Here is a 12,810-nt window from a genome sequence, read left to right on the forward strand (position 1 = left end):
GGCTAATTTCACGCCACAGACGCCAAAAGCACCGTGGCATTCGCGCTTCGTTTCGTTCAGTTTTCAAGGAACAAGTTTTATTTAACTGCCTTATCTCTCGCAAGCAGCTCTTTTATGTTAGCATAACATCTTTTTCGATGTCAACTGCTTTTTTGCTTCACATCGCTGTCAAACAACCCGTTCGAACAACGACGCTTTTTAATATACCACCTTAACCTCAAAAATGCAATACCTTTTTCAAAAAAATTTCAGGACGCGACTATCCCTCCTCTTTCACTCTTCCCCATTCCCGATCCGTTCTGCATCTATGCGCTGTCCAACCATTGTTGACAACGTGAAACGCGTTTCAGAAGCCCGCTCACGCATCAATGGCTGCCTAAAAGGCTGGTGATTGAACAGGAAATGCGGTTCAACAATGACATTTATCAAATTGAGAAACTTTATAAATGTTGCTCTTCACTCGAGAACCATCGATTTAGGGGAAATGGTTGTTTTTCACCGGCCTTCTAAGCTTTCATAGAAGTGAGCGCACTCGCGCCCAAATCCTCAACGTGTTTCGTTCGCGAGGCCCATTATACGCCGTCCACTACTCCCAGGAGACATCCATGAGCCATTTTTGCCCTCCGTCCAAATTAAAAAAGTGGAATGAACGCCACCGCGCGCGCATACATTTTTTCTATGGCATCGTTGGTTGCTGCAATCTTTTCAAGCAAGGAGGCATTTTCACTTTGATTCGCATGTTATCATCAATCAACTTTGACGTTTCTGATTCGTTTTCGCTTCCGCCTAGCGAACAACGAATCTTAGATGCCCTTGTTTCTTCGCCTAAGTTATATACGTATGCAAATAAACAGCAGCTTCGATTTGAAATCGCCTTGCGCGACCGCATTGTCCGGGCGGCGGTCGACTTGGCGAAAAGCCGGGCGCGGTTTGCCATCTTCCGCTTTTCGCGTTGCAACAGCGACTTTTGGACGCGCGACGAGCGCGGCGGCTTTCGTCTTCGTCCGGACGTCCCCGCTTCAGAAGCGATCAAGGACATTTTTGTCCATAGCGAGCGATACGCTTTTGAATGCGCGACCGCGATTGTCATCGTCTTTTACAAGGCCGTGCTTGACGTAATCGATCCAGCGGCATTCAACCGGCTGTTTGCGGATTTGCTGCTGTATGACTGGCATACCGACCAGGATCTTGGCATTCAGACAAAAAAAGATGAACACTTTCTCCCCGGAGATTGCCTCTATTTTAAAAACCCGGAATTCGATCCGTTGACGCCGCAATGGCAAGGGGAAAATACAATTTACTTAGGCGACGGCTTGTTTTACGGGCATGGCATCGGCATTCAAACACAGGACGGCATCATCGCCGCGCTCAATCGAAAACGAAAACGGGGGGCGACGAAATCTGCTTACCTTCTCCCACATATTACGCAAGTGGATTTCGCTTATTTGTCCCAATTCGCCCGCGGCTTAGATGAATTTCGCCTGCCGATCCGCCGCCCGCCCTTTATCGTCGGAACGCTAGGGTCCGCTACTTTCTTGCACCGTTAGCGGGCCTTTTTCGTTTTTCTCCCACAAATACAGGGCGATTCCTGTTAAAATAAAAATACCGCCGATCCATTGAAACGTACGGATCGGTTCGCCGAACAGCCAGTACGCCAGCGTCGAGGCGCCGACCGGCTCAAATAAAATCGCCATCGACACCGTCGAGGCGCTTACCCATTTCACCGCCCAGTTCATGACCGAATGGCCGAGCAGTGTCGGAACCACGGCAAGAGCGAGAAAACAAAGCCAATCCGTCAACTTATACGCCGTCAACGAAAAGCGAAACAGCATCGCGTACAACCATAACACCGCTGCGCTGATGCCATAGACGATATACGTATAGGCCATCAGCGACAACCGTTGGCGCACTTCTTGGCCGAACAGCCAGTACGCCGTCACCATCGCGCACGCCAATAAGGCCAATACATCTCCGTACAGCGCATCGCCGCTGACTCGGAAGTCTCCCCAGCTGATGAGGATGCTTCCAACAATGGCTAAAACGGCGCTCCCGATCGCGCCGATGGTCAACCGTTCGCGGAAAAACAGCGCTCCACCTGCAAAGGCAAACAGCGGCTGCAGCGTCACAAGCACGACCGAACTGGCGACGGATGTATAGTCGAGCGATTCAAACCAAAGAATAAAATGAAATGCAAGCAACACCCCGGAACAAAGCGAAAACAGCCAATCACGCCGGGAGATGCGCCGGAGCTCATTCATATGCCGGAAAACAAACGGCGTCATGATGACGACAGCAAAAAAGAGCCGATAAAAGGCGATGATCGCGGACGGCGCCTGTGACCATTTGACAAAAATGGCCGATGTCGATACGGCAAGCGCGCCGATGAATAACGCCGCATATGATTTCGCCGTGCTTGGCGGCTTCATGTTTCCATCTCCTTACCAACTCACTTTCTATGAAAAGGCGTGTGCGCCCTGAGCTGCCACTTTCATGCCGAAGGGAGAACCCAAATTGCTCACGAACGTTTTCTTACATTATACCATGAACGAGGTGAGAACAATGATGTTTGATCCGTTCCTCAAATTAGGGATTTCCGCCATCCTTGGGCTGATCATCGGGCTGGAACGGGAATTGAAGCGAAAACCGGTCGGCTTGAAAACGTGTCTCGTGATTTCCATTTCCAGTTGTTTGCTCACGATCGTTTCTATTGAATCAGCGTACGTCTTTCCGCTCAAAGACCATATTACAATGGACCCGCTTCGGCTGGCGGCGCAAATTGTGTCCGGGGTCGGTTTTTTAGGGGCGGGCGTCATTTTGCGCCGCGGCAACGACAGCATCACCGGGCTGACGACCGCCGCGATCATTTGGGGGGCGGCGGGCATTGGGGTGGCGGTCGGCGCAGGTTTCTATTGGGAATCGGCGTTTGGCGTCGCGCTTCTCATTGTGAGCGTAGAACTCATTCCGTTTTTGATCAATTTTTTCGGGCCGAAACAGCTGCGCGAAAAAGAAGTGCTGCTGCAAATCACCGTGGCGGATGCCAAAAACATTACGAAAGTGATCGAGCATTTAAAACAGCAGGATATCAATATTAAAACGATGCGTATTAAAGACGTTGAGGAGAACGAACATTTGCTGAAACTAAGGGCCGTCATTGACCAAAAGCGCTCGACCGCCGACATTTACTACGCCATCCGCTCAATCGCCGACGTCGTCCACGTCGACATTGAAAGCGGCTGATGAAAAAAACGATTGCCAATGTCCTCGCCGTCATATATAATGGAACATGGACAAATGATCCATATTTTGTTTGGGGCATTAGCTCAGTTGGGAGAGCGTCGTGCTGGCAGCGCGAAGGTCACCGGTTCGAGCCCGGTATGCTCCATTCGCAAAACCCTTGCGCAGCAAGGGTTTTCTTTCAAACAAAGTCGGATGCATATCACAATTGTTGATTATCCACTATGCATCAATTTGACTGTGCGCAAGCCTTCCTGCCTTTTCCCTCGAACAAGGACGCCGGTTCTCCAGCTCATCAACACTTCCAAGAAACTCCCACATTTTGTTAATATGATTGGAAAGGATGGAACAATCATGAGTGAGCAGTTGCTCAAACAAATTTTGAATCAGTTTCATCAGCTTAACGAAAAGCTCGTTCAAGGACTTGACCAGCTCAACCAACGGCTCGGCCGCGAGACTCATCAGCTTAACGAAAAGTTTGACCAGCTCAACCAGCGACTTGACCATGAGATCCACCAGCTCAACGGAAAATTTGACCACCTCAACCAACAGCTCGGCCGCGAGATTCATCAGCTTAACGAAAAGTTTGACCAGCTCAACCAGCGACTTGACCATGAGATCCACCAGCTCAACGGAAAATTTGACCACCTCAACCAACAGCTCGACCGCGAGACTCATCAGCTTAACGAAAAGTTTGACCAGCTCAACCAGCGACTTGACCATGAGATCCACCAGCTCAACGGAAAATTTGACCACCTCAACCAACAGCTCGGCCGCGAGATTCATCAGCTTAACGAGAGGTTGGATCAAGTGGAAAACAACATGGCGACAAAAGAAGATGTGGCTGACCTTCCTCTCATCAAGCGGGCTGTTCTGGACGCCTCCGATTCCATCAAACGGTTAGAGGAAATTCAAGAAAACCAGCAGCGCATTATCGATTTGCTGTCCGCCCGCTCCATTCAACACGAAGCTGAACTGAAACGGATCAAGTAGGCCCCGCTTCTCGTTCAGCCCGGCTTAGGTGTTCATGCCATCCTCACGGAGATGCTCCGTCTGGATGGTCTTTGTATTTTTTCAACCTCTCCTCAAGCTCTCGGCGCGCTTGTTCGATGTCAAAATCGTCGTCTTCCGGCTGGCTGTAATCCATCTTCAGCCAATCTGGCACGATCTCGGTGCGGATCGGTTTGCGCATCGTTCTGCCGCCATCGGATGAAGACAGAGATGATCGCTGCTTTAGCCGCTGTTCCCGAAACGCCAACCGTGCGGCGCGCACTTGGTCCACGGTGCGATACCCTTTTTCCGTCCAGTCCCGCAAAATCGTTTCGACGTACACCCACCGTTTTGCGCCGTTTTCCACCGCGATTTTCAATGCTTCCAAGACCAGCTCTTCGGACGTCTCGTCCACCCACACGTTGATCTTTTCCCGCAAATAATCGCCGATCACCCCAAATCCGTTCTCCTCATAGAAGCGAACGATCTCCTTGTATGTGCGCACGCGCGCGTCTTCTTCGTCTTCTTTTTTCATCTCTGACGTCATCTCTGAAGTATTCTCTGGTATGGATGTGGTCAAATTGAGCGGCTCGACTGGCCAGTTTGAACAGCTGGACTGCTCATTTTGAACAGATGGATCGGCGATGCCGCCCGTCGTCTGCTCATGTTGAACCGTCGAAACCCCATCTTGAACCATCAAAGCGCCATCTTGAAGCATCGAAACGTCATCTTGAACGATCGTCTGTTCATCTTGCCCGCCCAGCGTTTCTTGCGTCCATTCAGCCAGTTTGTCATAGTCGATCCGGTACCATTTCGTTTTGTCAATCTTGGAACGGTTAAAATTCGCCGCGACGATGATCCCCATTTTTTCAAGCTTAGTGATGATCCGGCGAATCGTGCTTTCCGACCAGAACGGGAATTGTTCCTGCCAATCTCCGTACGTGTTGTACACCCACTTATAGCCGTCGTGGACGTGTTCGCTTTTCTCAAGCCAGTAATGCAGCTGCTGCACGACGATGCTTTCATTCAACCCGATCGCCATAGCCAGTTTGGGCAAAACGATCAGCGGTTGATCATCCAAAAGCAAGGCGGCCATGCCATCCTCTCCCTCCTCCAACATCCTCTATCGAGGAAATAGTTCCTCATCGTTTCACTTTTTTGATAAACTTTATCGTGAACGAAAGCAAACGGCCTAAGAACGCGATAACCGCCATGTAGGCTTCATTTCGCATGGAAAAACAGCAAAAATCGGCATAAAATGCGCGACGATGCGTTGAAAACCATCATCGCGGCTGCTTCGTTCTTGTTTGAGAGGGACGGTGTGCGAGGACGAAACGCTTTTTCGAGTGGAGGGATCGTTTTTGAAACAAATCGCCATGCTCTTGTTTTGTTTGCTGTTGATGTTCCCAATTTCCGCTTTTGCCCACCCTGGCGAGCTTGATGAGTTGGGCGGGCACTTTCGGAACGGCGACTGCGTGTATTTTCTGCATGAGCCGACCGCGTTGGCGAAGCAGGCGAAAACGAAAGAAGAGCTTGTCCGGCTTATTCAGCAATACAACGGCAACGAGAAGTGCAAACGCAATCTCACCCCAGACCGAATTGACCTGGACGGCCATGCCCTTGGCGGGAAAAACGGCGCTTCACTGCGCCTTGGCCGTACATATCCGGCTGAGCTTGTCGAGTGCATCGACGGCGATACGGCGAAATTCCGCGTCAACGGGCACGTGTATACGACGCGATTTTTGTTTATCGATACGCCGGAGAGCACGATCCAAGTCGAACCGTATGGGAAAGAAGCGAGCCGGTTTACGTGTTCCCGCCTCCATCAAGGGAACATTACGCTTGAGACCGACGGAGACACGTTGTTTGATAAATATCAACGGCTGCTCGCCTGGGTGTGGGTCGGCAAGCGCCTGCTGCAAGAAGACCTCGCCAAAGCCGGGCTTGTTGAGGACTTTTACGATTATGGCACATACAAATACGAATCTCGCGTCCGCAAGGCGTACGAGGAGGCGAAACGAACCGGAGCGGGCATGTATGGCAGGCACGCCGCTAGCGAGAGGGTGGGAGGCGGTTCGGAAACGATGCCAAAGACGACACCGGGAACGAAGCCGCAGACCGGTAAGGAAACGGGTGAGACCGATCACCCGCCGGCCTTTGAGAAAAAAACACCGCCGTCGGAACCATCAGGCCATCCGATTCTTTATACGCTGCTCGGCCTAGCCGCGGCCGCCGCGCTCTATTGGCTCATTCGCCAGTTGAAATGATCAACGGCCGGTGATCTAACGAATATCAGGCTTTGCAGCAGTGTTTTTCAAATTGAGAAACCTTGCAGCACCCCCGTTTCATCCCTTGCGATTTCTCGCAAATCGAGCGAATCAGTCTTCTGGCGAAAAGAAAAAGCCTGTCCCCATCGGGCAGGCCTTTTCTTCACTGTTTCAATCTTGTTTTTTTCCTTTCTCCCTCATTGCCTCGGCAACAGCTCTTCAATGCCATCCGGGCCGCTTTCCATCCGCGCTGGCGCCTCGTCGAGCCGCCGAAACCCGTATTGTTCCAGACGCATGATTTGTTCATCGGTCAAGTCGGTGTACGCGACAACGGATGGCGTGCCGGACGACTTGTAAATCAAATTGCCGGTCACCGGGCATTGAAACGCATCAGCGACAAATCCTTCTCCATCTTGGATCGTAAACAGCCGAATCGGCATGACGTTCATATCCTTCCCTCTTTCCGTTCATCCTCATTCTTATGACTTCCCCGCCTCCCCTCATTCTATACAAGCCGTTTGCCGACAATGACCAAATCGCGTTCCACACCGTCCAGTTCAGCCACGCGCGGGAAATAGCCCCACCGTTCAAATCCGAAGCGGGAAAAGAGCCGCAAACTCGGTTCGTTATGGGCAAAAATAAAGCCGAGCAGCGTCTTGATCCCAAGCGACGGCGCTTGATCGATCGCCCGCTCGAGCAGCTTCGTCCCAAGCCCCCGGCCGCGGTGCGTTTCCGCGATGTAAATGCTTACTTCCGCCGTATGGCGGTACGCCGGGCGGCCGTAAAACGACTGAAAGCTGAGCCAGGCGCAAACCGCGCCGTCATCCTCGACGACCCAAAGCGGGCGATGGTGCGGATTATGGGCGGCAAACCACCCCTGACGGCTTTCGACCGACACCGGCTCCAAGTCCGCCGTCACCATCCGGCTTGGGATCGTTTCATTATAAATGCGGACGATGTGCGGCAAATCCGCCGCGGTTGCATCGCGAATCAAAAACGATTCCATTGTGCATCCCCCCACCTTTATCCATAGGCATTTCGTTTCTATAAGCAGGAAAAGCGGGAGTATAATCATAACGTATGTACAGACAAAGGAAGGGGAAAAGATATGAAACGCCAGCTTGTCGTTTATCTTGTGTCGCTCGCCGCGTTTCTCGGCCCGTTTACGCAAACGATTTACACTCCTATTTTACCAGAAGTGAGAGAGGCGTTTGCGACTTCTTCATTCTTGATTAACTTGACCATTTCCATTTTCACGTTTTTCTTAGCCATGATGCAAATCGTTTACGGGCCGCTCACTGACCGGAAAGGGCGGCGGACCGTGCTGCTTATGGGCATTGGCATCTACATCGCCGCCTCGCTCGGCTGCTTTTTCTCCACCTCCATTTACGCGCTGTTGCTGTTCCGCGCCTTGCAGGCCGTCGGCATCGCGGCCGGGTCGGTCGTCGCCGCTACGGTCATCGGCGACTTGTTCACCGGCAAAGAGCGTGGGCGGGCGATGGGGACGTTTCAAATGATGGTCTCGCTCGGTCCCGTCGTCGGGCCGATGGTCGGCGGATTTTTGGCGGAACATGTTCCATTCCGCGCCGTCTTTTTGGCGCTTGTTGCCGTCGGCAGTTTGGTCGGCCTTGGCAACATGTTATTTTTGCGGGAAACAAAACCGGAGACGGCCTCCTCGGCCCCGTTCGGTCTCGCGGATTTTGCGGCGGTGCTCCGCCATCGCGCCGGGTCGTCGATCGTCCTGCTTGGCTTTATCCAATATTATTCGCTGTATAACTTTCTCGTGTTTTTGCCCGGCATCTTGACGGACCGGTACGGACTATCGGCGCAGGAAAAAGGGACAGTGTATTTGGCGATGTCGTCCATGATCGTCATCGGCAGCTTCCTCGGCGGGCGCATTCAAGGGCGCTGGCCGGAGCGGCGCATTATATTGGCGACATCGTATTTGACAGTGCTGTCGATTTTCTTCTTTCTGCTCGTCGCCCAACGGTCGCTTTCGCTGCTCGTTGTCGCCATCGCCCTGTTCGGATTGTTTTTAGGCCTGTCGCTTCCGGTGCAGACGACCGTGCTGACAAACGTCTTTCAAGCAAACCGCTCGACCGCCATTGGCGTGTACAACTTTTTTCGCTACATGGGAATGGCGTTCGGTCCGATGGCCGGCAGCATGCTGTTTGCCGCCGGCGGCTACCGTCTCGTCTATGCGGTCGATGACTTGCTTTTTCTCGCCTGCGCCTTGTTATTGGCCGTGCGCATCTCCCGGGCGTACAAGCAATCCCCTTCCGCCTGACGGGAAGGGGGCATCGCCTAAAAAAGAAGGTGTCCCCCAAGGATCAGGACACCTTTTCGAATTATCGGATATACGCATAAAATCACTGCCGGGACACGGTTTTGTTATGTTGAACGGAAAACCGCCTTTTGCGACAGCCTCTTTTATCTTCCATTTTGCGCAGACCGCGGTCCAAACATCAGTGGGGTTTCACCGTTGGAACGACGGGCTCGCCTGCCAAAAACCGGTGAATGCACCGGTGTTCGCAGGCATCTCCACCTTCAAATTCCGTTATGGATTCGTTTCATCCCGCTCTTCCGTCAATTCCGAAACCGGCACGTCCCGGCGTTCATTGAGCCGGCCGTCACGCAAATGGACGGTCGCCGTTTGTTTTTCCTCATCATACCCGTCAATCCATACCGACACTCCGTTATAATACACCGGAATATCGGCAGGGGAAGAAATGATTTGTTTGACACGGTTCATGTCCATGATGGCTGTCCCCTTTCTGTTATGTTCCGTTTCCTAGTATGGAAAGGAATAGGAATGTTTATACAAAAACGGCTCACACTAAAAAAGACAAAAGCAAAAGAGGGGTGGACGATGAAACCAATATCGTATTGGCGCTGGCCGCCCGTGCTTCGCCTGTTTGTCTCGGCGAGCGCGTTGATCGTGCTGTTTGGCGCGCTGATGCGCTTCATTGAACCAGAGACGTTCCGCACCGTCTTTGACGGCATTTGGTGGGCGATCGTGACGGCGGCGACGATCGGCTATGGCGACATCGTCCCGAAAACGGTCGCTGGAAAACTCGCTGCCATTGGGCTCATTGCCCTTGGCACCGGCATCCTCACCGCTTATTTCGCTTCCGTCTCCGCCGCGGCCGCCGCCCGGGAAACCGCCTTTACAAGCGGACAACTCCGGTATACAGAGCGCGGCCATGCGGTGATCGTCGGCTGGAACGAGCGGGCGCGTGAAGTGCTGCTCCGCCTGGCGCGGCAAGACGCATCGATGCGCTTCGTCTTGATTGACGCCACCGTTCCTTCTCACCCGCTCTCGGACGTTCCGGTCCACTTTATTAAAGGGTTGGCGAGCGACGATGCGGTGCTCGAGAAGGCCAACATTAGGGAAGCGCGTTTTTTGCTCATCACCGCTGATCCGCATAAAGCGGAAGCGGAAGCCGATAAAGATACAATTGTGACGCTGCTTGCCGCCAAAAGCCTCAACCCGTCGGTGTATGCCATCGTGGAAATTCTGACGAGCCGAAACGTCCAGAACGCCTTCCGCGCCGGGGCGGATGAGGTGATTCAGACGAACTTGCTGGCGAGTTTCGCCATGACCGCCAGCCTTCGCTCGCCGGGCGCCGCCAGCGTGTGGGAGACGGCGCTCCACCGCCTGGACGGACAGACGCTGCGCCTCCTCGAGCCAGACGAACAGCAAATCGGCCAGCCGTTCGCCGCCGTTCAACAACAGCTGCTCAAGCAAAACGTGGCGCTGCTTGGCGTCATCCACGGAGATCACAGAGCGATTTCCGTTGCCCCGGACCGCCCGATTCAACAAAGCGACCGCCTGTTCGTGCTTGCCCCTTAATCGAGCAGGCGGCGCTCCAGCTCTTGGACGAGCGCCTTTCCGACGGAAATGTACCGCTCGGGAACGGTCGCGTCCGGATCTTGCGGCTCGGCAAACTGATTGAATGAAGCGCTGATGTTGCCGACATCGGCAAAATCATCGATGCCCCGTTGGTATTTATGCGCAAGCAAAAACGGCCGTCCAAGCTCCACCGTCGTTCCGTGCGAATCAAGCTGCCCGTCGACCGCCTGAAACGGCACGCGCAAAAACTGGTAGCCCAAATCATCCACAATTTTGTAGTCAAAATAGCCGTGGTCGTAATCCCAGCCGCCGCCGATCGTGTACCCGAGCGGCTTCAGCTGCTCTTCCAAATGATAAAGCTGGAACTGTTTCCCTTCCAATCGGGATGGAATTTCAATCATGGACAATCCCTCCTTTCTTTTTATCGTTTCCCGTTTAGCGGCAATTATTTGCCACGTGACGAGATGGAAAACAAAGCGGTCAAGAAAACATTGACGATCCCCAAATGGTTAAATGATGCGGCAGAGTCAGAAGGAATTAACTTTTCACAACTTCTGCAAATTGCCTTCAAAGAGCGCCTGGGAATGGTGAAAAAAGGTGAACGAGACGCAAAACGTTAAGACGAAAAAGCCTCTTCCTCCGCAAAGGTGGAAGAGGCTTTCTTTTCCCTGTTATTTCAACCGTTTCTCCAGCTCTTCTTTCAACTGTTCGTACCCCGGTTTGCCCAACAGCGCAAACATGTTTTTCTTGTACGCTTCCACGCCCGGCTGATCAAATGGATTCACCCCAAGCAAGCAGCCGCTCATGGCGCATGCTTTTTCAAAGAAGTAGACGAGGTAGCCGAACGTATATTCATCGAGCTTCGGCAACGTGATGACCAAGTTCGGCACGCCGCCGTCCGTATGGGCAAGAAGCGTCCCTTCGAACGCTTTCGTGTTGACGAAATCAACCGTTTTTCCCGCTAAATAGTTCAGTCCGTCAAGGTCGTTTTCTTCGGCTTCAATGATCAGCTCATGACGCGGTTCTTCCAGCTTCAACACCGTTTCAAACAAATCGCGGCGCCCTTCTTGAATGTATTGGCCGAGCGAATGCAAATCGGTCGAGAAATCGGCGGAAGCCGGGTAAATGCCTTTTTGGTCTTTTCCTTCGCTTTCGCCGAACAGCTGCTTCCACCATTCGGCGAAATAGTGCAGCGCCGGTTCGTAGTTGACAAGCAGTTCGATCGTTTTCCCTTTGTTGTACAAAATGTTGCGGATGGCCGCATATTGGTAAGCGGCGTTTTCCTCAAGCTCCGAGGAGCTGAAATCGTCGCGCGCTTTGGCCGCTCCTTCCATCATGGCGTCAATATTCGCGCCGCTTGCGGCAATCGGCAATAGCCCGACCGCCGTCAGCACCGAGTAGCGGCCGCCGATGTCATCCGGAATGACAAACGTCTCGTACCCTTCCTCATCGGCGAGCGTCCGAAGCGCGCCGCGCGCGCGGTCCGTCGTCGCGTAAATGCGGCGGCGCGCTTCCTCTTTGCCGTATTTCTCCTCCAGCAGCTTGCGGAAAATGCGGAAGGCGATCGCCGGCTCGGTGGTCGTCCCCGATTTGGAAATGACGTTGATCGAGAAGTCTTTCCCTTCCAAGAAATCGATGACGTCTTTCATATACGTCGAGCTGATGTTGTTGCCGACAAACACGATTTGCGGCGTTTGTCGCTTTTCTTTTGGCAAGGCGTTGTAAAACGAATGGTGCAGCATCTCGATCGCCGCCCGCGCGCCGAGGTATGAGCCGCCGATGCCGATGACCAGAAGGACGTCTGAGTCCGATTGGATTTTTTTCGCCGCCTCCTTGATGCGCGCGAATTCTTCTTTGTCATAGTCGACCGGCCAGTCAAGCCAGCCTAAAAAGTCGCTCCCCACGCCAGTTTTTTCATGAAGCGAATGGTGCGCGACTTTCACCGCATCGCGCAAGTATGTAAGTTCATGTTCGCCAAAAAAAGCCAGCGCTTTGGAATAGTCAAAACGAATGTGGGTCATCGATGTCCGCCTCCCCTTCAAGAATCATTGCCTTCTTTCACTTTAGCGGAATAAACAAGGGAAATCAAGCAACCCACTTTTTTGGAAACGGATTCATTTTTCGCCATGTTCGCCGCGCCAATTTCCTTGAGTGGCGCCTGGAAAACTGATGATTTCTTGAACAAGGCCTAGAAGACCGGTGATTTAATAGGAAATTCGGTTGAACAGGGGGATTTCTGAATTTGAGAAACCTTATGAAATCGGTCTTTGTCTGAACGAAAAACAGGCAATGCTCAAGGAAATCATTGTTTTTCACCGGACCTCTAGAAAATCGGTGATTGAACAGAACATGCGAAAAGAAGGGTTATCGGCGGATAAAAAATTAACGAAAAAACAAACGATTCGCATTTCTTCTCATGTGAACCACCCTTTGTTATAGGATGGTTTTTTGTTCTTATATATACAA

Annotated in this window: 14 protein-coding genes and 1 tRNA gene; 8 read left to right on the forward strand and 7 right to left on the reverse strand. The window is 52.5% G+C overall.

The features are described 5' to 3' along the window. Positions 1 to 728: 728 nt before the first annotated feature. A complete protein-coding gene (locus tag GJ1_RS02260) occupies positions 729 to 1,547 on the forward strand; it encodes a protein-glutamine gamma-glutamyltransferase (protein ID WP_066228125.1) in 819 nt (272 codons plus the stop codon). Here GJ1_RS02260 and GJ1_RS02265 read toward each other — a convergent pair. Beyond that, positions 1,518 to 2,426, reverse strand: coding sequence for a DMT family transporter (locus tag GJ1_RS02265; RefSeq protein ID WP_066227875.1), 909 nt, complete (start codon positions 2,424 to 2,426; stop codon positions 1,518 to 1,520). The genes GJ1_RS02260 and GJ1_RS02265 overlap by 30 nt on opposite strands. 133 nt (positions 2,427 to 2,559) lie before the next feature. Between GJ1_RS02265 and GJ1_RS02270 the strand changes: the two genes are divergently transcribed. The 3 genes from GJ1_RS02270 (at position 2,560) to GJ1_RS02280 (ending at position 4,227) form a co-directional block, all read left to right on the forward strand. Then, on the forward strand, positions 2,560 to 3,237 hold the full coding sequence (locus tag GJ1_RS02270; protein ID WP_066227878.1) for an MgtC/SapB family protein: 678 nt from the start codon (positions 2,560 to 2,562) through the stop codon (positions 3,235 to 3,237). A gap of 72 nt (positions 3,238 to 3,309) precedes the next feature. Continuing rightward, positions 3,310 to 3,382: transfer RNA gene (locus GJ1_RS02275), tRNA-Ala, on the forward strand. 206 nt (positions 3,383 to 3,588) lie between these two features. Next, positions 3,589 to 4,227, forward strand: coding sequence for an Mce/MlaD family protein (locus tag GJ1_RS02280; RefSeq protein ID WP_066227881.1), 639 nt, complete (start codon positions 3,589 to 3,591; stop codon positions 4,225 to 4,227). Between the two features lie 43 nt (positions 4,228 to 4,270). On the opposite strand, the gene GJ1_RS02285 is transcribed toward GJ1_RS02280, so the two are convergent. Continuing rightward, positions 4,271 to 5,320: a DnaD domain-containing protein gene (locus GJ1_RS02285; RefSeq protein ID WP_066227884.1), complete on the reverse strand. Its 1,050-nt coding sequence runs from the start codon at positions 5,318 to 5,320 to the stop codon at positions 4,271 to 4,273. A gap of 280 nt (positions 5,321 to 5,600) precedes the next feature. Between GJ1_RS02285 and GJ1_RS02290 the strand changes: the two genes are divergently transcribed. Then, entirely contained in the window at positions 5,601 to 6,491 is an 891-nt protein-coding gene (locus GJ1_RS02290) for a thermonuclease family protein (protein ID WP_157068349.1), read from the forward strand. Between the two features lie 197 nt (positions 6,492 to 6,688). Here the strand turns inward: GJ1_RS02290 and GJ1_RS02295 are convergent, their stop codons facing one another. Both GJ1_RS02295 and GJ1_RS02300 read right to left on the reverse strand, forming a co-directional pair. Further along, on the reverse strand, positions 6,689 to 6,940 hold the full coding sequence (locus GJ1_RS02295) for a hypothetical protein (RefSeq protein WP_066227887.1): 252 nt from the start codon (positions 6,938 to 6,940) through the stop codon (positions 6,689 to 6,691). A 56-nt stretch (positions 6,941 to 6,996) separates the two neighbouring features. Beyond that, on the reverse strand, positions 6,997 to 7,497 hold the full coding sequence (locus GJ1_RS02300; RefSeq protein ID WP_083509919.1) for a GNAT family N-acetyltransferase: 501 nt from the start codon (positions 7,495 to 7,497) through the stop codon (positions 6,997 to 6,999). Positions 7,498 to 7,599: 102 nt separating this feature from the next. Between GJ1_RS02300 and GJ1_RS02305 the strand changes: the two genes are divergently transcribed. After that, entirely contained in the window at positions 7,600 to 8,778 is a 1,179-nt protein-coding gene (locus GJ1_RS02305) for an MFS transporter (RefSeq protein ID WP_066227893.1), read from the forward strand. A gap of 270 nt (positions 8,779 to 9,048) precedes the next feature. On the opposite strand, the gene GJ1_RS02310 is transcribed toward GJ1_RS02305, so the two are convergent. Continuing rightward, positions 9,049 to 9,249 (reverse strand): H-type small acid-soluble spore protein, encoded by a 201-nt coding sequence (locus GJ1_RS02310; protein WP_066227896.1) that lies wholly within the window; start codon positions 9,247 to 9,249, stop codon positions 9,049 to 9,051. Positions 9,250 to 9,360: 111 nt separating this feature from the next. On the opposite strand from GJ1_RS02310, the gene GJ1_RS02315 reads away from it, so the two are divergent. Further along, entirely contained in the window at positions 9,361 to 10,344 is a 984-nt protein-coding gene (locus GJ1_RS02315; protein ID WP_066227897.1) for a potassium channel family protein, read from the forward strand. Here the strand turns inward: GJ1_RS02315 and GJ1_RS02320 are convergent. Beyond that, positions 10,341 to 10,745 (reverse strand): YugN-like family protein, encoded by a 405-nt coding sequence (locus GJ1_RS02320; RefSeq protein WP_066227899.1) that lies wholly within the window; start codon positions 10,743 to 10,745, stop codon positions 10,341 to 10,343. The genes GJ1_RS02315 and GJ1_RS02320 overlap by 4 nt on opposite strands. A gap of 48 nt (positions 10,746 to 10,793) precedes the next feature. On the opposite strand from GJ1_RS02320, the gene GJ1_RS18520 reads away from it, so the two are divergent. Continuing rightward, positions 10,794 to 10,964, forward strand: a complete 171-nt coding sequence (locus tag GJ1_RS18520) for a hypothetical protein (RefSeq protein ID WP_373278011.1) — start codon at positions 10,794 to 10,796, stop codon at positions 10,962 to 10,964. Positions 10,965 to 11,015: 51 nt separating this feature from the next. On the opposite strand, the gene GJ1_RS02325 is transcribed toward GJ1_RS18520, so the two are convergent. Beyond that, a complete protein-coding gene (locus tag GJ1_RS02325; RefSeq protein WP_066227902.1) occupies positions 11,016 to 12,365 on the reverse strand; it encodes a glucose-6-phosphate isomerase in 1,350 nt (449 codons plus the stop codon). Positions 12,366 to 12,810 lie beyond the last annotated feature (445 nt).

It is taken from the genome of Geobacillus jurassicus NBRC 107829 (assembly GCF_001544315.1).
Taxonomy (GTDB): domain Bacteria; phylum Bacillota; class Bacilli; order Bacillales; family Anoxybacillaceae; genus Geobacillus; species Geobacillus jurassicus.

What these genes read in the sequence shown, in the direction of transcription:
- GJ1_RS02270 (WP_066227878.1), top strand. Translation starts at nt 2,560, where the DNA reads ATGATGTTTGATCCGTTCCTCAAATTAGGGATTTCCGCCATCCTTGGG.
- GJ1_RS02290 (WP_157068349.1), top strand. Translation starts at nt 5,601, where the DNA reads ATGCTCTTGTTTTGTTTGCTGTTGATGTTCCCAATTTCCGCTTTTGCC.
- GJ1_RS02280 (WP_066227881.1), top strand. Translation starts at nt 3,589, where the DNA reads ATGAGTGAGCAGTTGCTCAAACAAATTTTGAATCAGTTTCATCAGCTT.
- GJ1_RS02305 (WP_066227893.1), top strand. Translation starts at nt 7,600, where the DNA reads ATGAAACGCCAGCTTGTCGTTTATCTTGTGTCGCTCGCCGCGTTTCTC.
- GJ1_RS02295 (WP_066227887.1), bottom strand. Translation starts at nt 6,940, where the DNA reads ATGAACGTCATGCCGATTCGGCTGTTTACGATCCAAGATGGAGAAGGA.
- GJ1_RS02315 (WP_066227897.1), top strand. Translation starts at nt 9,361, where the DNA reads ATGAAACCAATATCGTATTGGCGCTGGCCGCCCGTGCTTCGCCTGTTT.
- GJ1_RS02285 (WP_066227884.1), bottom strand. Translation starts at nt 5,320, where the DNA reads ATGGCCGCCTTGCTTTTGGATGATCAACCGCTGATCGTTTTGCCCAAA.
- GJ1_RS02320 (WP_066227899.1), bottom strand. Translation starts at nt 10,745, where the DNA reads ATGATTGAAATTCCATCCCGATTGGAAGGGAAACAGTTCCAGCTTTAT.
- GJ1_RS02325 (WP_066227902.1), bottom strand. Translation starts at nt 12,365, where the DNA reads ATGACCCACATTCGTTTTGACTATTCCAAAGCGCTGGCTTTTTTTGGC.
- GJ1_RS02265 (WP_066227875.1), bottom strand. Translation starts at nt 2,426, where the DNA reads ATGAAGCCGCCAAGCACGGCGAAATCATATGCGGCGTTATTCATCGGC.
- GJ1_RS02300 (WP_083509919.1), bottom strand. Translation starts at nt 7,497, where the DNA reads ATGGAATCGTTTTTGATTCGCGATGCAACCGCGGCGGATTTGCCGCAC.
- GJ1_RS02310 (WP_066227896.1), bottom strand. Translation starts at nt 9,249, where the DNA reads ATGGACATGAACCGTGTCAAACAAATCATTTCTTCCCCTGCCGATATT.